At 42.2% G+C, this 20,358-nt stretch carries 19 protein-coding genes; all 19 read right to left on the reverse strand.

What is annotated here, in order from left to right; genetic code table 11:
• Positions 1-3 precede the first annotated feature (3 nt).
• On the reverse strand, positions 4-744 hold the full coding sequence (locus HMPREF2926_RS01445) for an esterase family protein (RefSeq protein WP_049507792.1): 741 nt from the start codon (positions 742-744) through the stop codon (positions 4-6).
• 39 nt (positions 745-783) lie between these two features.
• On the reverse strand, positions 784-1,611 hold the full coding sequence (locus tag HMPREF2926_RS01450; protein WP_070586214.1) for an alpha/beta hydrolase: 828 nt from the start codon (positions 1,609-1,611) through the stop codon (positions 784-786).
• Between the two features lie 93 nt (positions 1,612-1,704).
• A complete protein-coding gene (trmFO, locus tag HMPREF2926_RS01455) occupies positions 1,705-3,039 on the reverse strand; it encodes a methylenetetrahydrofolate--tRNA-(uracil(54)-C(5))-methyltransferase (FADH(2)-oxidizing) TrmFO (RefSeq protein WP_031573201.1) in 1,335 nt (444 codons plus the stop codon).
• A gap of 154 nt (positions 3,040-3,193) precedes the next feature.
• A complete protein-coding gene (locus HMPREF2926_RS01460; RefSeq protein WP_070586215.1) occupies positions 3,194-3,898 on the reverse strand; it encodes a DUF3307 domain-containing protein in 705 nt (234 codons plus the stop codon).
• Positions 3,882-4,559 carry a SatD family protein gene (locus tag HMPREF2926_RS01465; RefSeq protein WP_070586216.1) on the reverse strand — a complete coding sequence of 226 codons (678 nt, stop codon included), beginning with the start codon at positions 4,557-4,559 and terminating at the stop codon, positions 3,882-3,884. Before HMPREF2926_RS01465 ends, HMPREF2926_RS01460 begins: the two co-directional genes overlap by 17 nt.
• A gap of 106 nt (positions 4,560-4,665) precedes the next feature.
• The gene (gene topA / locus HMPREF2926_RS01470) at positions 4,666-6,747 is read right to left on the reverse strand and encodes a type I DNA topoisomerase (protein ID WP_070586217.1); all 2,082 of its coding nucleotides are present in this window, start codon (positions 6,745-6,747) and stop codon (positions 4,666-4,668) included.
• An 86-nt stretch (positions 6,748-6,833) separates the two neighbouring features.
• Positions 6,834-7,682, reverse strand: a complete 849-nt coding sequence (gene dprA, locus HMPREF2926_RS01475; RefSeq protein WP_070586218.1) for a DNA-processing protein DprA — start codon at positions 7,680-7,682, stop codon at positions 6,834-6,836.
• Between the two features lie 60 nt (positions 7,683-7,742).
• Entirely contained in the window at positions 7,743-8,672 is a 930-nt protein-coding gene (locus tag HMPREF2926_RS01480; RefSeq protein ID WP_070586219.1) for an ROK family protein, read from the reverse strand.
• 3 nt (positions 8,673-8,675) lie between these two features.
• Positions 8,676-9,443, reverse strand: coding sequence for a ribonuclease HII (locus tag HMPREF2926_RS01485; RefSeq protein ID WP_070586220.1), 768 nt, complete (start codon positions 9,441-9,443; stop codon positions 8,676-8,678).
• A complete protein-coding gene (gene ylqF, locus HMPREF2926_RS01490) occupies positions 9,430-10,281 on the reverse strand; it encodes a ribosome biogenesis GTPase YlqF (protein WP_049492892.1) in 852 nt (283 codons plus the stop codon). The genes HMPREF2926_RS01485 and ylqF overlap by 14 nt, the downstream gene beginning before the upstream one ends.
• A 114-nt stretch (positions 10,282-10,395) precedes the next feature.
• A complete protein-coding gene (locus HMPREF2926_RS01495; RefSeq protein WP_049514815.1) occupies positions 10,396-10,734 on the reverse strand; it encodes an ATP cone domain-containing protein in 339 nt (112 codons plus the stop codon).
• 143 nt (positions 10,735-10,877) lie between these two features.
• On the reverse strand, positions 10,878-11,507 hold the full coding sequence (locus HMPREF2926_RS01500; protein ID WP_070586221.1) for a hypothetical protein: 630 nt from the start codon (positions 11,505-11,507) through the stop codon (positions 10,878-10,880).
• A gap of 21 nt (positions 11,508-11,528) precedes the next feature.
• The gene (dapA, locus tag HMPREF2926_RS01505) at positions 11,529-12,464 is read right to left on the reverse strand and encodes a 4-hydroxy-tetrahydrodipicolinate synthase (protein WP_070586222.1); all 936 of its coding nucleotides are present in this window, start codon (positions 12,462-12,464) and stop codon (positions 11,529-11,531) included.
• A 310-nt stretch (positions 12,465-12,774) separates the two neighbouring features.
• Positions 12,775-13,851, reverse strand: a complete 1,077-nt coding sequence (locus tag HMPREF2926_RS01510) for an aspartate-semialdehyde dehydrogenase (protein ID WP_070586223.1) — start codon at positions 13,849-13,851, stop codon at positions 12,775-12,777.
• Between the two features lie 145 nt (positions 13,852-13,996).
• Complete coding sequence (locus tag HMPREF2926_RS01515) at positions 13,997-14,548, reverse strand: LemA family protein (protein WP_024055977.1); 552 nt, start codon at positions 14,546-14,548, stop codon at positions 13,997-13,999.
• Positions 14,545-15,546 (reverse strand): DUF3137 domain-containing protein, encoded by a 1,002-nt coding sequence (locus tag HMPREF2926_RS01520; RefSeq protein ID WP_070586224.1) that lies wholly within the window; start codon positions 15,544-15,546, stop codon positions 14,545-14,547. The genes HMPREF2926_RS01515 and HMPREF2926_RS01520 overlap by 4 nt, the downstream gene beginning before the upstream one ends.
• Before the next feature lie 363 nt (positions 15,547-15,909).
• Positions 15,910-17,484 (reverse strand): cardiolipin synthase, encoded by a 1,575-nt coding sequence (gene cls / locus HMPREF2926_RS01525; protein ID WP_070586225.1) that lies wholly within the window; start codon positions 17,482-17,484, stop codon positions 15,910-15,912.
• Positions 17,485-17,584: 100 nt separating this feature from the next.
• Positions 17,585-18,094: a GNAT family N-acetyltransferase gene (locus tag HMPREF2926_RS01530; RefSeq protein ID WP_070586226.1), complete on the reverse strand. Its 510-nt coding sequence runs from the start codon at positions 18,092-18,094 to the stop codon at positions 17,585-17,587.
• A gap of 112 nt (positions 18,095-18,206) precedes the next feature.
• Positions 18,207-20,234: a glycosyl hydrolase family 28-related protein gene (locus tag HMPREF2926_RS01535; protein WP_070586227.1), complete on the reverse strand. Its 2,028-nt coding sequence runs from the start codon at positions 20,232-20,234 to the stop codon at positions 18,207-18,209.
• Between the last annotated feature and the right edge of the window lie 124 nt (positions 20,235-20,358).

The raw sequence follows: 20,358 nt of genomic DNA on the forward strand, positions 1-20,358 counted from the left end.
TACTTAAAGATGCATTTGGCCTAGGAAGTATGGCATTTGTTTGCGCCACCATTCCCAATCGTGGGCAACATCATGTCCCCATTCAGCGAACCATGCAGGAATATTTTTGTGATCAAAGGCTTCTTTCAGTTTGTAGAAAGATGGAAGTCCATCTTGTTCCCAAGCTCCTAAACCAGTACAAATAACGATTTCGGCCTGACGGTAACGATCGATAAACCAGCCATCATTTTGGTTCCAAATATAATCAGATGGAGAATTTTGGTAAATGGCTTCATCGCCTCCAAAATCACCAACAAAGAAACGAGCGTCATAGACACCACTCAAGGCAATCACTTTGTTGAAGACATCTGGATGTTGCAAGAAGAAATTGAGCGCGTGGTAGGCTCCCATAGAGCAACCAGTTGTCATCATCGGATTAAACCAGCCTGTTTTGTGTTTGATAAAAGGAATGGCTTCTTCAATCACATAGCGTTCATAAGCTCGGTGCATTTCTGCTCGATCGTGAGGATTCTTCCAATTACAAAGCCAGCTATCACTATCCACACTCGAAAGGGTAAAGAATTGAACCCGTCCTTCTTCGATAAACTGAGCACAAGCATCAATCATACCAAAGTCATAGTACTCGTTATGGCTTCCACCTGATGAAGCAAAGACTACAACAGGAATCCCTGCGTGTCCATAGCGATTCAAATACATTTCACGGTTGAGTTGGCCACTCCAGTGGCTTAAATGTTCAATATTCATAAGTTCCCTCTTTCTCTATAATTCTTTATTTACAGGCTATTAATCCCATTTTTCTGCCAAAAAACGAAGGCATTCTGGTAAATGTTCAGCCCAAGCTTCTTCATGGTGAATAGCACCGGATTGAATCCGAATGGCAATATGATTGAGATCGACTCCTTGTTGAATGACATCGTGATAGTAACGAAGGGATGAGTCAATATAGGCTTGCTTGATATTCCCCGCCATCAGCGTTTTATCTGTATCATCCGCCTCTTCAGTCCCCACATAGATGTAGATCCGTTGATCTGCATATAGATTCTTGCGCTCGATATAGCGGTCAAAGGCCTCTTGGTGCAACCAGTTAGCAGAGGAGAAGACTCCCAGACAACCAATTTGGTCTTGGTACTCTAAGCCCAAGAATTGGGTAATATTCCCACCCAAGGAAGATCCAATCATGGCCGTATGTTCTCGATCAGCAAGAGTCCGGTATTCTTGGTCGATAAAAGGTTTCACCACCTCCATGACAAATTCGCCGTACTCAACTCCCTTGCCACCAAATTGCATGCCAGGAATATTGGATTCCTTGTACTTCCAGGCAGAGTATTCATTCATGCGTTGGAAACCATCATTATCGATCGCAACAACAATCATGCGACTAATATCGGGATTCCGCTTAATAGCTGGAATGACTTTCCAGGAATGACCCGCATAAGCTTCCTTGCTGTACAAAACGTTTTGCCCATCGTGAAAATAAACCACAGGGTAACGTCTATCAGTATCCGTTTCATAATTCTTAGGTAATAAGACTCGCACACGACGGAGTTTTCCGGTATAAGGCACTTTCAACTCGTGTGTCTTCATATCTAAATAAAAATAGGATTTGTTCATTGTCAGAAAACTCTCTATATTCTAAATTTTATTCATTATACCATTTTTAGAAGAAAAAGTCTGGATTTTCTCCAAACTTTTTCCTTTCTTGAGTTATTTTTCCATAAACTGAGCCAAATCTTGTAAAGAACGTTCGGCAATTTTCTCATACCGTTCCTTTTTATCTCGAATGCGTGGTCCTTCCAGCTCCTTGATAATTCCAAAATTGACATTCATCGGTTGGAAATGCTTGCTGTCGGCATGGGTAATATAGTGAGCCAGGCTTCCGATAGCTGTCGTTTCAGGGAAAATCGCTGCTTCTTCTCCTTTGAAAAGGCGAGCTGCATTGATTCCAGCTACCAAACCTGAGGCTGCTGACTCAACATAGCCTTCTACCCCTGTCATTTGGCCTGCAAAGAAGAGGTTCGGTTGTTTCTTAGAACGGTAGGTTTGTTCAAGCAGATTTGGAGAATCCATGTAGGAATTGCGGTGCATGACTCCGTATCTGACAAACTCCGCATGTTCCAAACCTGGAATCATTTGGAAGACCCGTTTTTGTTCGCCCCATTTAAGGTGAGTTTGGAAGCCAACGATATTGTAGAGGCTGGCAGCCGCATTGTCTTGGCGCAACTGAACGACTGCATAGGGTGTCTTAAACTCCCCATCACGTGGCCCTTTGTAATCATCTGGATACTCGAGTCCAACTGGTTTCATAGGGCCATAGAGCATAGTTTTGATGCCTCGTTTGGCCATGACTTCAATGGGCATACAACCTTCAAAATACTTTTCTTTTTCAAAAGAGTTGAGCGGGGCTTCTTCTGCATTGACCAAGGCCTCGTGAAAATCCATAAATTCTTGTTTGGTCATTGGGCAGTTGAGATAGGCTGCTTCTCCCTTGTCATAGCGTGACTTGAGATAGACCTTGTTCATATCGACCGTATTGACATCGATGATTGGAGCTGCTGCATCATAGAAATAGAAACCATCTCCACCATTGAGGGCATGGATCTTTTCTGCCAAGGCATCACTGGTTAGAGGCCCTGTTGCGACCACTGTGATGGCATCTGTCGGCAATTCCGTAATTTCATCACGAATGACTTCAATAAGAGGGTGTTGGGATACCTTCTCCGTTACCCGACTAGCAAAGCCTTCCCGGTCCACTGCCAGTGCTCCACCAGCTGGTACACGAGTCGCTTCTGCTGCTTCAAGGATGACAGAACCAAGACGGCGCATTTCTTCTTTGAGGAGCCCGACAGCATTGGTGAGAGAATCCCCACGAAGAGAGTTGGAACACACTAACTCAGCAAAGTTGTCTGTTTTATGTTGCGGAGTGGATTTGACCCCACGCATTTCATAGAGCTTGACCGGAATTCCCTGTTGGGCAATCTGGTAAGCTGCTTCCGAGCCTGCAAGGCCCGCACCGATCACATTGATATAAGATTGAGACATGACACTAATACCTCTTTGGGTATCAAAACACCTCACTGAACTGTTAGACACCCACAAATCTTTCTAATTTTCTACTTGGTCCATTATACCAAAAAGCCAAGTAAAAAGACAGGGAAGCTTTTCCTTCCTGTCTTAGACTTTACTATTTATTTTCTTATAGACACAACCAAGCTGCTAAGAGGGCAGAGAGGATACTGAACAAGGACCCGATCAAGTAATACTCCGCAAAGGCTGGATTCTCCGAAATTTTATTGTAGCGGGCGATGGATTTGGCTGTAAATACTAGGCCGATAGAAGCAAATTGCCCATAGGTGAGACAAGCGCCGATCACCAAACGCTCTAAAAAGCCAATCATGGAACCAGCCCCAGTGATCGTATCCATTTTCTTCTTGCTGGTGGGTTGATACTTGGCAAACAGAATTTTAAAGGCAATATTGCTCGGTTTCCCAACTAGGAGGACATAAAAGATTAGATTTAAAGTGTCCAGAGGCAGATAGGTCGAACCATTCTTCGCTCCTAAAAGGACTAGACACGTCAAGATGCCAATATGCAAGACTTGATCCAAGGCAAAGGTCCATGCGGTTGGTAATTTCAATTGCTTCTGCACGATCGGTTTTAAGAAATCTATTCCAGCATGAGTTAGTAAAATGACCAAGCAAATCCACCACAAGTCTAAATGAAAGAGCGAAACAACGAACAAAGGCAAAGCCACATACAGAATGTGAAGTCCGAGCACCTTCTTATCCTGATCCTTGCGATCCGCCATCTTCTGACTTTGAAAATAATAATCCGATAACAAATGACAAATCAACAAGAGGATCAAATATGGATTCGTTACGATACTAGACAATCCGCTCATGGGCCTCTCCTTTCTCTAAGCTATGAATACAAGCTAGTGTTGCTGCTCGTCCCCGTAAATAAACACGAATACTGCTACTTTTTAAGCGCTTGGACAGAGCACTTGGGTTAAGCCCTAGCGATTGAGCCAAATCTTGCTGACTAAAGTTTTCACTATAGACAGATCTCTTTAGCAGATTGAGCAGGATCTCTTCCTGACTCTCTCTCCAGCCCGAACGTATGGCCTCTCCAGAAGCGATGAGCGCATTCACCACTAAGTCCTGGTTGTCATTACCGCTCAAAAAATAGATCTGGGTATTGCCATAATCATTTTTCTGATGGACCAGATTAATGGCTGCGCGTGCATTCCAATAGGCTGGTCCATCTGCACCGATACTTTGCAGAGGATCAATATCCGTTACAATCTCCCCGAGGCCAATGCCGAAACGAAGTTGAGTCGGTTTTAGTTCTGAACGCAAGGTATCGATAATTTGAAAAACGGGAGCCTCTACTTTCAAAAGCGCCTGAAACTCATCGCCCAAAGTTAAGGTAAAAGCCGATGCTAGGCAGTCTTTAAAAAGCTCATTGATCTTTTGAAGCGTTTTTTCTAACTGTTTTTGCAGATCAAAACGTTCTTGTACGATTTTGGAATCAATCACATCTGCAATCAAGGCAAGATACATAAGCCCACCTCCTTATGTCTATTATAACGAAAAAAACACAAAATGTCTATTGTAACAGACATTTATAAAAATTGCCGTTATAATAGACATTGAATTGTTTGAAAACTTATTTCACTTTTTCTTCTTCGTAGTCGCCATTGCTACATACGACTTGTTTGCCGCCACCACGAACTTTTTTCTCAACTAAGTAGTGGCTACATTTTGGACAATCCCGACCGATCGGCTTATCCCAAGAGGTAAATTCACACTCTGGATAGCGATTGCATCCATAGAAGATACGATTGCGCTTGGTTTTCCGTTCGATGATTTGTCCCTGATGACAGTCAGGACACTCCACGCCGATTTCTTTGACAATGGCCTGGGTATGACGACAATCTGGGAAATTACTACAAGCATAGAACTTACCAAAACGTCCTAATTTAATCACCATCGGGCTTCCACAAACTTCACAATCAAAACCAGCTGGTTCGTCTTTAATTTGGATTTTTTCCATCTCTTCTTCAGCCTTTGCGACTTCCTTAGAGAATGGTTTGTAGAAGGCATCGATGACTTTTTGCCACTCTTCTTTTCCGAGTTCGACATCATCGAGTTTCCCTTCCATTTCTGCTGTGAAGGTTACATTGACAATATCTGGGAAGAATTCAACGATCAGTTTATTAACGATTTCCCCTAACTCTGTTGGTTCAAAGCGTTTGGCTACCAGCTTCACATAATAGCGTTTTTGAATGGTCTCAATCGTCGGAGCATAGGTTGAAGGACGACCAACCCCATTTTCTTCTAAGGTCTTAATCAAGGTCGCTTCAGAATATCGAGCAGGTGGTTGGGTAAAGTGTTGCTCAGGCTTGCTATTGACTTGCTTAACGATATCGCCTTCTACCATATCCGGCAACATCTTGTTCTTATCTGAGTCGTTATAAATCGCCAAATAACCATCAAACTTCACTTGGCTTCCGTTTGCCGTATACTGAACCCCATTTTGACCTAAACGGACATTCATGGTATCAAAGACAGCTGCAGTCATTTGACTAGCTACAAAGCGGTTCCAAATCAAGGTGTAGAGCTTGAGTTGGTCTTTGTCCAAGTATTTAGCAATGCTTTCAGGTGTATTGAAGACGCTGGATGGACGAATCGCTTCGTGGGCATCTTGGGCACCAGAAGCATTCTTCACGCGGCTTCCATGCTTGGAATATTTCTCACCAAAGCGATCTACGATAAAGTTAGCTGCCTCATTTTGCGCAACTGGACTGATCCGTGTAGAATCGGTACGCATATAGGTAATCAAACCTTGAACACCAGAGCCAATATTGATTCCTTCATACAATTGCTGAGCGACCATCATGGTCTTACGTGTACGGAAGTTGATCTTATTGGCAGCATCCATCTGCATGGAAGAGGTGGTGTATGGAAGTGGCGCATTCCGTCGACGTTCTTTCTTTTCCACCTTTTCAACGGTAAAATCTTTGCCATCTAAGCGTTCAAGAACAGCTTTCACCTCTTCATTGGTGTTGAGCTTCATCTTCTTGCCATCAATCCCATAGAAGCTGGCTTGGAATTGCTTGGTCCCTTTTTTAAAGACGCCATCAATGGTCCAATATTCTTCCGGTTTGAAATCATTAATTTCGTTTTCGCGATCAATGATTAATTTGAGAGCAACAGATTGCACGCGCCCTGCAGAAAGTCCTTTTTTAACCTTTTTCCAAAGAATAGGCGAAATTGAATACCCTACAATCCGGTCCAAGACCCGACGTGCTTGTTGGGCATCGACCAAGTCCATATCGATTTGGCGCGGTTCTTTAAAGGCGTTTTTAACTGCATCCTTGGTGATTTCGTTAAAGACCACACGGTTTTTTTCTTTGGCATCCAAGTTCAAAATATGCGCTAAATGCCAAGAAATAGCTTCTCCTTCTCGGTCCGGGTCACTTGCGAGAAAGACTTGTTTGGCTTTTTTAGCTTCTTTTTTCAAATCATTGATCAAGGGACCTTTTCCGCGAATATTGATATACTCCGGTTCATAGTTATTGTCGAAGTCGATCGACATCGTAGATTTTTTCAGGTCCCGAATATGGCCAACACTGGCCATGACTTTGTAGTTACGACCAAGGTATTTCTCGATTGTTTTGGCCTTAGCAGGAGACTCCACAATCACCAAATTTTTCTTGGTTGTACTGCTTTTCTTTTTTGTTACCACGTTTTATCCCTCTGTATTGTATAAATCTCATTGAGTTTAATACATTTTAAGAAAGATGTCAACTAGGAACTTCTCCTATAGGAAAATCACAATTCGTATTTCAATTCATCAAGAATGTCCTGGCCTGATGTGATAAGCTTTGCTCCTTCTTGAATTAGGTGATGGCAGCCTGCAGATTTTCCATCTAAAATATTTCCTGGAATAGCGAAAACGTCTCGGCCTTCTTCCATAGCACGCTCACAAGTAATCAAACTGCCTGAACGGAGTCGCGCCTCTGCCACAATCACTGCCTGACAGAGACCAGCAATGATGCGATTTCTCTCAGGAAAATGAAACTTAAGTGGTGCCTGCCCTGGACCATACTCGCTCAAGATCAGATGGTGTTCCCCCATATGGGACTGTAATCTCTGATTGCTTTTAGGATAAAAGACATCCAGTCCCGTTCCTATCACTCCGATAGTCTTGCCACCATTGCGAATGCTGGCATAATGTGCTGTCGCATCAATCCCCTTAGCAAGTCCACTAACAATGACCAATTCATTCCCAAGTTCCTTAATTATCTTCTCGACAGAACGAACCCCTTCTCGCGTGGTCTCCCGAGCTCCAACAACTGCAATTTTTGGTCTGGTTAACAGTTGCAAGTCTCCTTGGTAAAAAAGGAGTACAGGAGGATTGTAGATCTGTAACAATTCCTCAGGGTATTCAGGATTAAAAATGGATAGAGATGGGAACCGTTCAAACTCCTTGTGTAAATGGTCTTCATCCAGTTGCCGGTATTTGTCTACAAAATGAAGGATACTGCGACAGCGAGCGATCCTCGCTATCTCTTCTAAGCTTGGTAAGACTTGCTCTTTCCTACAGTAGTCCAAGACTCTCAAGACTTGCTCATTTGATAAACCGGCTTCTTTTAATTTAAAGATTTCAAATTTCTCCATGGTCACCTTCTACTTCCTCTCACTTATTTATTCGAAAAAGAAAAGAAAAAAGCTCTATTTCTAGAACTTTTTTTGATGTGTCGAAGAATAAAAGTAAGATGCGGTACCAATCAAGTTGCTTTCATTATGGAAGCGAGCCGCTTGGATGGGCAAGACCTCAAATTGTTTATGCCCTTTTTGAGAGAGTAGCTCATGGTATTGTCGACTGATCTCATCGATCAATAGTGGTTGACTACTAATGCCCCCTCCAATCGTCACCTTTTCAATCAGGAGCAAAGATTGAAGATTAAAAATCAGAATAGCAATATCGTGACAATACTCCTGAAACAAGGATGTTAGTTCCTCACGGCCTCCTTGATCAAGTGCCTTGAAAACAGCTATGCCGTCTGGCTTTTCTAGCTTCAAGATGTGACTAGCTTTCTCAACAAATCGAACAGCAGAACCGGTGTTTTCCAAAAGATTGGAAATGCCTTGCAAAAAGAGTTCGCGATGAAAGCGGCGATTTTCTGGTGTTCTTTCTGCCTTATCAATAGACCGAATGTATTCTGTCAGTTGCCATCCTCTCAATAGGTCACCATTCGAAAGAAGAGCAAGACCAACTCCAGTCCCTAAGACCAAGGTCGCACCGCAAGGACAATCTTTTAGATTACCAAGCCTTGCTTCCGCTAGACCAGCAGCTTCTCCATCATTAAGAACGGTGACGGGTACTTGAAATGTTTGTTCTAGTCTACTGGCTAGAGGAATGCCTCGCAAATATGGAATGAGACCACCTCGAAAGACAAAGCCAAGGCTCTTTTGGATCTCACCAGGGCATGAAATGGCGATTCCCTCGATTTCTTCCCGTACAGGAGCAACGATTCCTTCTAATCCTTGCCAAAAGTCCTCAATCGTAGATGGTGTTGGGATTTTGTCTGTACGGATCAATTGATAGTCTGCATCCATCAGACCGTACTTTATAAAGGTCCCTCCGATATCGATGGTAAATAGCATAACCTAATCCTCACACATTGATTTGACGGGTTCAAATGAACGCCGATGGATAGGAGTCACTCCCAGTTGGACGAGGCCAGCCAGATGCTTAGCCGTCCCATAGCCAGCGTTCTTCGCAAAATCATAACCCGGATATTCTTTATCAAACTCTTCCATCATCTGATCCCGAGTCACCTTGGCTACGATGGATGCTGCAGCAATGGATAAGGAGTTGGCATCCCCTTTGATGATACTAGTTTGGGGAATAGGAAGATCTAACTTCATGGCATCAATCAAAAGATGCTGGGGTTGAGGCTCTAGCTGACCAATGGCTTCCAACATGGCTAGCTTCGTAGCTTCATAGATATTAACCTGGTCAATCACGTGATTGTCCTTAATGCCGATTCCAATCGCAATGGCGTTTTGGAGCACAGCCTCATAGATTTCCTTGTGTTTGGATTTTGGAATCTTTTTACTATCGTTGAGTCCTGGAATCTTACAAGCTTTCGGCAGAATGACGGCTGCTGCGACGACAGGGCCAGCCAGAGGACCTCTCCCTACTTCATCCACACCTGCAATAAGGTGAATCCCTTGAGTATAAAGTTCTTTTTCATAGGCTAGCATTTTTTCCAAACGCAAATCTTCGTCCACTTGTTTTTGGAGTTCGCGTTTTCGTTTGCTGATAGCCGCTTGAACGCCTGCTCGACCATCAAGGATCAATTCTTCAAATAAGGGATGATCTAGATCGTCAATCGTTGCCAAACGCTCTTTGATTTCTTTAATCGTTGGCATCTATTTCACCTACACGATCAAGGGTATACCGTCCCAATTTCCCATCGCGAACATCTTTGACAAAGAGTTGGTAAAAACGGTCGTAATCTTCACGAAATCCTAATTTCTGGGTCATTTCCATAATGATTTCAGGAGCTTCTTGTTCCAGATCCATTTGTTTAAAACGTTCCTGCAAAACAGCTGGATAATGCTCTTTAAAATAGTTAAGGCCAAAGATGGTCACTTCATCCATTGGAAGCAACTGATCCTTTATCGCTCCTGTTAAGGCGAGCTTTAAAGCCACTTCTTCATCTTCAAACTTTGGCCAGAGAATCCCTGGGGTATCCAAGATTTCAAGGTCTTTATTGGTTTTCAACCATTGTTGCCCCTTGGTCACCCCTGGTTTATTTCCAACAACAGCAATCTTTTTCCCCGCTAAGCGGTTCATAAGAGTTGATTTCCCGGCATTAGGAATCCCGATAATCATGGTCCGAAGGGTTTCAATCTGAATCCCTCGTTCCTTCTGACGAGCAATTTTATCGGCCATCAAAGACTTAGCAGCATCTGTGACCTTCTTAACCGTAGATTGCTCTTTGGAGTTGATCGCCAAGGTTTTAATGCCTTGAGACTCAAAATAGTCCTGCCATTCTTTTGTTGCCACAGGATCTGCCAAGTCTACCTTGTTCAAAATCATTAATTTAGGCTTATCACCAACAATTTTGGTTAACATAGGATTTTGGCTTGATAGTGGCAAACGAGCATCTACCAGAACCGTCACAAAATCCACAAATTTTAAATTTTCTTGTACTTGTCTTCTAGCTTTGGACATGTGTCCAGGAAACCATTGTATAGTTGCCATGTTCTCCATTCCTTTCCAGTTCAATCTCTTCTATTATACCATGTTTTCTTGAATTCTCAGCCTTAAACGAGAATACAAAAAATGAAGCTAGCTAGGTAACTTCATTTTTATATTCTAGCGAATTTGCTCAAAATGCAAATGCACGGCGATATGATCACCATAGCCGCTCCGTTCCAAATCGCGTTGCAAGCGATAAGAAATGTAGTGTTCTGCAATGGTAATATAACCAGCACCAAGTAAACGGTGCTCAACCATTGATTGGATCATGCTGATGGTTGCGCGTTCTACTTGTGCTTCATCCAAATCCATAGCAACTTTCTTGGTCACTTGAGCTAGGTTTTGTCGCAAATCATCTGTCAAAACATAGACCACTTGCGCAGCTTTCAAAATAGCTTGGTAAATTTTATCTGGGTTGAATTCAACCACTTCTCCACTACGTTTAATGACTTCCATCGGAGTCTCCTTTATGTTTAAATTTTCATGAATACTCCATTTCCCTTAGAAAGAAATGAAGACCTACTACTTTATTATATAATTTTTTTGCCAAGAATCAAAGCTCTTTTCAGGACTTAGTGTAGTTGATTGGATGAAAAAATCTAACGATCACTTTTTTCCATGACCACATCTTCTTTTTTATAGCTGTAGGCTAATCTCCAAAGATGGTCAGAGACATGGTCCAAACGGAAGGTCTTCAAAATCTTCTTCAGAGGTAACTTCTCCATCTCTATTTTTCTAAGGAGTTCCACTAATAGTTCACCACCAGCATTGACAGCAATCAGTTGATCTTCGTCACTATCATATTGGAGAAGGACTGTTTTAGTCGGTTTATAGAGAACATTATAGAGATTATAGGCTCTATCAATTTCAAAATGTTTATCCTTATCGGCTTCTCTTGAGTAGCGGTGTATTGTAAGAGGACCGATTTGAAAAGCCCCTACTAAACTAAAAATGAATCCTAAAGCTGCTATCGTTTCCCAAAGAAGATTGAGTAGCTTGGAATCGAAATCAAATATGAAATGAACTAGGAACAAAATAATTCCTGTTCCAAATCCAATTAAAAGTAAGAGAGCGCCGATGCATCCAGCTTTTTCACCTGTTTTAATGGTCGGTTTATCATGGACTATCACACCATTTAACTTTTCAAGGCTATGACGTTCTTTAAATTTTTCTAGTTCTGATTTCTCCGAATCCGTTTTTTCTAACTCTGTTTTCTCTATCTCTGACATACATTCCTCATGACAATTTTATTAATAATCCGGACGAAGAACTCCCGTAATGATCTCTTTGGTTGCATGGTAATCCCCATCTACTACGACCTTGATGATGCGCTTCGCTTCTTCTGCCGGTGCTGGCACCAATGGTAAACGAGTTGGCCCTGCTTCAAAGCCCATATAGTTTAAGACAGCTTTGACAGGAGCTGGACTCGGATATGAGAAGAGAGCATTGACTTTAGGGATAAATTGACGTTGGATAGCCGCAGCCTTTTTAATATCGTTGTGTTCAATGGCTTGGAACATATCATGCATTTCATCTCCATTTGTATGAGAAGCCACTGAGATCACTCCATCAGCCCCAAGGTTCATCGCATGGAAAGCATCTCCATCTTCCCCTGTATAGACCAGAAATTCTTCTGGCTTGTGTTCAATCAAATAGGCCATATTAGCAAGGGTTGTGCACTCTTTTACCCCAATGATATTTGGGTGTTCTGCCAAACGAAGCATGGTTTCAGGCGTCATTTCCACAACCACGCGTCCAGGAATATTGTAGATAATAATCGGAAGATTAGATGCATCCGCAATCGCTTTAAAGTGTTGATACATTCCTTCTTGCGATGGTTTGTTGTAGTAAGGGACGATAGCCAATCCTGCTGCAAAGCCACCAAAAGCATCCACTTCTTTAACGAACTCAATCGAGTCGCGGGTTTCATTGGTTCCCACACCAGCGATCAAAGGAACTCGACCATTGACAATCTTTTGAACAGCCGCAAAGAGTTGTAATTCCTCATCGTGGGTCAGAGTTGGACTTTCTGCAGTCGTTCCAGCTAAGAGAATCCCATCTGTATGATGAGCCAAGAGGTGCTCGATCAAGTCAGGAAGAGCGTCAAAATTAATGCTCCCATCTTCATGGAAGGGGGTGATAAATGCAGTGATGATTTTACAATCTTTTAAATCATTATAAGACATAGAAAAACCTTTCTCTATATAAGAAAGAGGCTGGGGCTTGCTTGCCTTTGCCTCATGATCTGTTCATAAAACAAGTTGATTCGTTAGAAAGCTGAGGAAGAAATCAAACTCTTCGAGTTGCTGATTTCTGTTTCGTGACGCAATTGTTGATTGCTCAAAGCATTGCTTTGAGGTGGCAGATAAAACTTACGAAGTAAGTCCTTCCTTAAGTTTTAACATGCTATCAAATAACTAAAGATAACCTAATCAACTGTGCGGGGGCGAAACTACGAAATCAAACTCTTCGAGTTACTGATTTCTGTTTCGCTCCCTATTTCAATTCAAACTTCAATTCAGCTGTTGGACGTACGAGTCCACGTTCGTGAAGAGTTTCTGCGATTTGGACTGAGTTCCAGGCAGCTCCTTTAAGGAGGTTATCTGAAACCACCCACATGTGGATTCCTTTTTCAGCATCCAAGTCTTTACGAATCCGTCCAACGAAGGTATCGCGTGAACCGACCGCATTAACCGCTTGCGGATAAACTTGGTGAGCGACATCGTCTTCAAGGACGGCACCTGGGAATTCTGCAATAGCAGCTTTCACTTCGTCAATTGGTGCCACTTCTTTTGTTTCAATGTAGACTGACTCTGAGTGAGCTGACAAGACTGGAATCCGCACACAAGTTGCTGAAACGGCAATGCTATCATCTTCCATGATTTTCTTGGTTTCGTTTGTCATCTTCATTTCTTCGTAAGTATAGTCGTTTTCTGTGAAGACGTCGATTTGTGGAAGAGCGTTGAAAGCAATTGGGTAATGTTTTTTATCACCACCACATGGCAAGATTTCCGCTTTGACATCGCGTGGGTTGACCCCATCATTCAAGACTTCCTTCAACTCACGTTGGGTTTCAAGAATAGCTCCCATACCAGCACCTGATACAGCTTGGTAAGTAGACACGATGATACGGTCCAAGCCCCATTTTTGACGAACGGGTTCAAGAGCCACCATCATTTGAATGGTTGAACAGTTTGGACAAGAGATGATTCCGTTGTGAGCATCAAGCGCATGTGCATTCACTTCAGGAACAACCAATGGGACATCCGGATTTTGACGGAAATAAGAAGTGTTATCAACCACTACTGCGCCTGCCTTAACAGCATAAGGTGCGTATTTTGCAGAAGTTGATCCACCAGCTGAGAAAAGAGCAATATCAACGCCTTCAAAAGCATCTTCAGTCGTTTCTTCGATGGTCACGTCTTTCCCTTTGAATTGCAAGACTTTTCCTGCAGAACGTGCTGACGCAAGGTAGCGAATTTTATCGATTGGAAGAGTAGATTCTTCCAACATTTTGATCATTTGAGCACCAACGGCACCTGTAGCACCGACAACAGCAACTGTGTATCCCATAGTAAATCCTCTTTCAAAATTTTCTAAAAATTGAGTATTTGTACTATTATACAATTTTTTAACATAAATGAAAAGTACCAACAGTAGGAAAAAATCCTGATTCTAAGACCAGGATTCTTGATGGTTATTTATCATAAATAGCTCTTTAGTTCAGGTCATAGTTCAAGTCGCTTAAATCTTTCTTACCTTGTGTTTCTTCAGCAAGGAATGGAACTTGATGGATCCCCTTTACACCTGCTACGATAGACGCTGGAAAGGAAACAATTTCTTGATTGATGTGGCTGACATTACTGTTGACAATTCGCTTCGCTGCAGCAAGATCTTCATTTTCGTCAGCAATTTCCTTTTGCAAGGCCAAGAATTGGTTAGAAGACAAGAGCTCTGGATAGTTTTCACCGACTGCACGAATTTGTGCCAAGACATCATTTTGATTGGTAATAACTTGGTTGGATTCTTGAATAGTCGCTCCTTGGCGTAAAGCAACTAAATCAGTGAAAATCTGTTGCTCATGTTTGGCATAAGCTTTGGCTACTTTTAACATTTCCGAAATGGTATCATAGCGTTTTACGAGAACGATATCGACCGTTCTCTTTGATTCTTCAATGGTCACTAGATAGCGATTGAGACGATTTCCTACACTAATAAACCAAATAGCCAATAGGGCAACAAATATGATTAAGCCGATAATGAGATTCATGATGCTTCTCCTTCAAAAATTGCTGTTATTTCTTTAATTAAAGCTAGCTCTCTGCATAATTTATGATATTCAGATACCAAGGATAGTTGATCAATATCTTCTGGTTTTTGGGGCGTCGGAAAGATATAGCGATCGGTATACAAAGAAATAAATAGTTTCTTGTCTTTCAAAAATACACACATGGCATTTTGAGAAATTTGTCGATCAAACCATTCCAACATCTTAGGGGTGAGAAATTTACGAGCAGACAGTTCATCCGTGCAGTAGATATTGTAATTCTCGTTATTGCGAATATCCTCTGTTTCAATCTGAACTTCATTTCCTCTGGCTCCAGGATAAACCCCATTTACCTCTCTCTTAAAAAGAAAGGATTTCTTGGTTGGCACAACCCGAAGATGACCGGAGAAATTGATCGGTAGACATAAAGAGAACACTTGTCCAAGGAAATCTGTAACTTCCACATGTTCCGTCCTCATATGTCCATTAGATGTCCGGTAACGAGTCTCCGTATGATGGGCATAGAGATTTGACACCGTCAGCTCTTTGTCATCATGAAACGATAGCTCTTTAAAACATAGAAAATCAGTCGACCGAGGACATAAATGCGAGAGAGCTTCAGAAGGGATGGAACCGTCCTCTTTGATCGAAGCCTTAGGAAAAACTTCCTTTAATACAGGCGACAGGATATCATCAAGATAGATCTCATCGTTCGAACGAATTCGATCCCCAAACAAGGCTTTTCGTTTTTTATATTGCGGCCAATAATACAAACCAACAACTAAAAGGATCAAAGGAATAGCTGCAAAACGCAATAAAATGAGAGACAGTATGGCGCAAATTATACCAAAGGATCGCAAAACATTCCACTGAAGATTGTTCTTCATCTGTTCTCGAATCAATCCGATAGCATCCTGAAATGGTTTAGAGTTTTCAAGCTCTTCAATTTTATGCGAATAATCTGTAGATGCTGAATCATTAGAATGATAGAAATCTCCCAATCAACTCCACTCCTTTCTGACCTAGGCACTTCACTATATTATAACACCAACATAACTTTGTAGCAACTGTATTATAATAGTTTTGGGCCTTTGAAGGTACAAAAAAATCCTGATCCGAAGACCAGGATTCGAGGCACCTTTCAGTGAGAACAGCCGGTTCACACAACTATTCAAGGTCCGCTCCTGCGTTACAATTGAATGTAGACCTCCTCAGCGCAAAAGGCTCCTAAGAGCCAATCGACTCATCGCATGAGACTATTATATCATACTAATCGCTAGAGTCAAGAAGTAGATTTCATCAAGTAACGACTTGCTAGCTATTTGTTTAAAATATTATAGCATACAAATAAGAAGTAACTCCATCTACATCAAAGGTCCAATCAAAGAAAAGAGATAGCCACTCAGACGATGAGCTATAGGCATTTTAGACAAGCTATCCAGAGTAACTTCCTCTGAGAGAGCCTGGGTTTTCTCAAAATCTTCTTCAATCTTAAGCACTTCCAGATTTTTGTAGAGATAAACCCCATCTTCAAAATTTTGATAGAGACTTCGGTAGTCTGTATTAATGGTTCCTACAACAGCTTGTTTGTCATCAGATACATAAACTTTAGCATGGACAAAGCCTGGGGTATAACGGAAAATACGGACGCCAGCATCCAAGAGCACTTTAAAATAGGTCGTCGCAATATCAAAGGCATACTGTTTATCTGGAATCCCTGGCATAATGATCCGAACATCTACTCCTCGTTTGGCCGCAAAAGTCATGGCTCTAACCAATTCGTCATCCAAGATCAAATAAGGGGTCATGATGTGAACATAATCGGTCGATGTATTCAGTAAATGAAGATAAACATCCTCAGCCACCTTATGATAAGTCAATGGAGAATTGCCATAAGGAAGAACCAAGCCTTGACCCTTCCTTTGTTGAGGTTTTTCTTGTAGATAGCGCTCCATATCCCTTTTATCTTCTATTCCAGTCACTGTCCACATGGTCAAAAAGAGAGTTTTTAGCGTTTGAACTGCTGAACCATCTAATCGAAGGGCCGTGTCCTTCCAATGACCAAAGCGTTCTCGTTTATTGACATACTCATCAGCGATATTAACGCCACCAGTATAAGCAACTTGACCATCAATTACTGTAATTTTTCGATGGTCTCGGTAATTGTAATAGGTTGATAGAATGGGCTTGACTGGCGAGAAGGCCTGAGCTTTTATCCCAACCTTGTGCAAGCGCTCGATATAATCATAGGACAAGGTAGTCATCTCATTCATTCCATCAAACATGACACGAACGTCCAGACCTGCCTTGGCCTTCTCCTCCAAAATGGCTAAAATCTCGCCCCACATGATCCCTTCGTCAATGATGAAATATTCCATGAAGATATAACGCTCTGCCTTTTTCAAATCCTCCAACAAGGCTGGAAGCATGTCATCTCCAAGTGGAAAATAGGTAACCTCTGTGTTTCTGTAGATAGGAAACTTGGCTGGACTATGCTCCAAAAAATAAGCTAATTTCTGTAATTGGCGATCACTTTGGGATAAATAATCAGCAACTTCTGGATCTGTGCTTAGATAGTCAGATGCCTGCACTGTAACATCCTCAAGCCGCTTCTTCAAGCGTCTCACACCCAAATCAGCTAACGAAAAGTAAAGCAGAGCCGTCCCAAAAATTGGAAAGAGTGCAATGATAATCACCCAGGACAGTTTGGAACGAGAATTCATGGAACGATTGAGCAAGTAAAAGAAGGTAAAGACACTCAACAAGTGTTCCCATAAGATAATGGATGGGAAATGCTCTTGTAGACTGAGATATGAAAAGACAAGAAAGGCCAATTCCAGTAAGAAGAATAGGAGGATGGGAACCTTTCGGTTAAGTAGAATTTTGGCCCATCTTGAGGGCTTTTGAGGTAACAGTCTAGCACATTGTTCTTGAGTCATAAAAACCTCTTTCGTATAAAAACATCTTCTATGCTGAATAATTTATGGATTGTTTCAAGTGATATGGAGCTTTCATTTAGCTACTACTCCTTAACAGCTCTTACTTGATTTTTCTCACCGGCCCTTCGATCGTCTTTTGCATCCAGACGATATCATGCCATTTGTTGAACTTATAGCCAATCTTTGGGAAATGAGCCACTTGAACATAGCCTCGCTTTTCATGCATGGAAATGCTCGCTTCGTTCGGAACTGCGATACAAGCCAGAAAGCGTAAGTAGCCTCGTGCTTGCAACTCCTCTTCTAAGGCCGTATAAAGAGCCGATCCGATCCCTTGTCCACGCGCTTCTTTTGCGACATAAATAGATAATTCAGTGGTCCAATCATAGGCAGCGCGTGCATAATAGGTCGAGGCATAGGCATACCCCATAACTTTCCCATCCACTTCTGCGACCAAATAAGGAAATTGGGTCAGCGTTTTTGCGATGCGTCTTTCAAATTCCTGGACAGTCGGCACATCGAGCTCAAAGGTAATGGCTGTCTCTGTCACATAAGGTTGGTAAATCGCTCGGATAGCTGCTGCATCGCTGAGCTGAACGGGTCGAATCATCATGGTGGCCTCCTAATTAGATTATACCTAGTATACCGATCTGCCTTCTCACTGTCAATGAAGGACTAGCAGCAAGCAAAAAATCCTGGAATTGTATCCAGGATTTCCATCCTTCTTAAACCGTTTGACTTAACCCCATCATCCGGTAAAGGAACAAAGCACTCGGAGCTTTCAAAAAGCTCTTTTGCTTGGAATATGTTGCTTTTAAGACATAGTTAGGTTTGACTGTTTTAGTGACTGTCTTTGCTTGTTTAAGATTCAGACCGGTTTGTTTCTTAGACAGTTGAACTTTCGAAGGTTGATGGGGGACTTTCACTGCACTTACTTGAAGGTTTTTTTCTTTCACTCTCAAGGCTTGTCCAACTGGTTTTGAAACGGAGGCAGACACTCCTCCTTGAGCTGGATGAGAGAGTTGACCCATGGTTTGATTGTTTCTGACTTCGACATGATTTAGGATACCTCCATTTGGATTGAGGTGATCGGTCACACCTGTATCAAATGGCGCTAAAAATACATTGTCCTCAATGGTGACATTTTTAATATCTCCATAGCGCGTTTCAACATCAATCGATCCACGATGCTTGTTGTAGATATCGCTCTTCGTTCCTGTACGCTCCAAGAGATTGTGGTGAACCCGAATTCCTTCTTCATTCAGATCAAAGTTATGGCCCTTAAAGACAGTCGTCAAGCGAATTCCGGCATCACCGATATTGTCTTTAATCCGATTGTAGGCGATCTCATGGCCTTTTCCACCAAAGATTCCAACACCACCAGCGCGCCAACCGAGTTCAATTGTATTGTGCAGGAATTTATTGTTTTCTGCTACTGCCGATTCTGTTCCATCCGCAATACTTGACCAGCTGGCTAGTCCGTCATCTCCATTCCCACGGATACTAGAATTACGGACAATCGAATTCTTAGTCCCTTGGGCAAAGTTGACTCCGTCAGCCAGGTTATTGCGCAAACGGACATTTTCTACTACTAGACCATCTGTGTACTTCATATAATTTTTTCCAGCATAATCGCCAATCCACATGCCGACTTCAAAATGTTCGGCCCAAATATCATGAATATGAGAATTCTTACCTGGCGTTCCAGAAATGGCCTTGTACTGAGCATTTTCACCATAGCGTGAACGAAGGTTGGAAGAAAGATAGACATCGCTAAATTCAACATGGTTGTCTTGGTGAAGGAAGTCAAATCCACCGCCACCAGCTTGGTCACTAGTGAAATGCAGTTGGGTATGCCAGATACCAGCCCCTGAAATCTTCATATCAGAAGCATCGATACCGACTTTTCGATTGAGATTAAAACGCCCAGCTGGGATATAGACATTTTTACCGGTTTGTTTTGCCTCATAAATCGCATCATAGAGGGCCTGGCTATCATCAGTATCATCGTTTGGCGTAGCTCCTTTAGAAACAATATTGATAGCATTGTCCCCTTGAGCAATCGGGTCTGGAGCTTGCTCGAATTCCACAAAGTCAAGACCATAATGGACGTCATCTGACCTGTTTTTCACCAGTGAAACCACATCTCCTTTTTGAAGTTGAATGCCTGGAAGGAGGCTGTGTACTTCATCAAATTGGAACCGAGCGCGTGTATCCGCCTGGGCACTATCATGAATACCTTTGTCATTCAAGTACTGCCAGTTAGACGTAGACGAAAGATCCAATTGTTTTACACTGTGACCATTCACCTGTACATCGAGTTGTCCACTGGCTCCATCTGGTACCGTGTAGCGTACAGTTAAGGCATTAGCTGGTTCATTGACCTTAAAGGAGACACCATCTCCCATTTCTTTTAAAGCGACATAAGTCTGATCAGAAGCTTCAATAGCTGTTGATTGACTGTCTTGAAACTGCTCTACCTCTGCTTTTCCAAGGAGGTTCCCTTTGTCTGCCTCATAACGGGTGTAAGGCATGGATGCTCCATATTGGCTGGTATCTACTTGAGAGCTTGCGGGATCAGAGGTTGTCGCTTCTTGCCCTTGTGTTTGGACTAGTGCCTGCTCTCCAGCTTGATCAGCTGCCACAGATTGTCCAGTCAAAAAACAAGCCCCCATGATCGCAATCACGACAGAAAAGACTCCAAGCTTAGACTTGCGAATGCCAAAAATGATATCTTTGTTTAAATGATTCATCACACATTTCTCCTTTTATTTTTTACAACGATTCTATCCTAATAAAAATTATCATGACAAACAAGGTGAATTGTGTGAATATTCTGTATCAATTTGTTGCAGAAATGTTAACCTTTTTATGTAG

Origin of the sequence: Streptococcus sp. HMSC078D09, assembly GCF_001813675.1 — a bacterium.
GTDB lineage: Bacteria > Bacillota > Bacilli > Lactobacillales > Streptococcaceae > Streptococcus.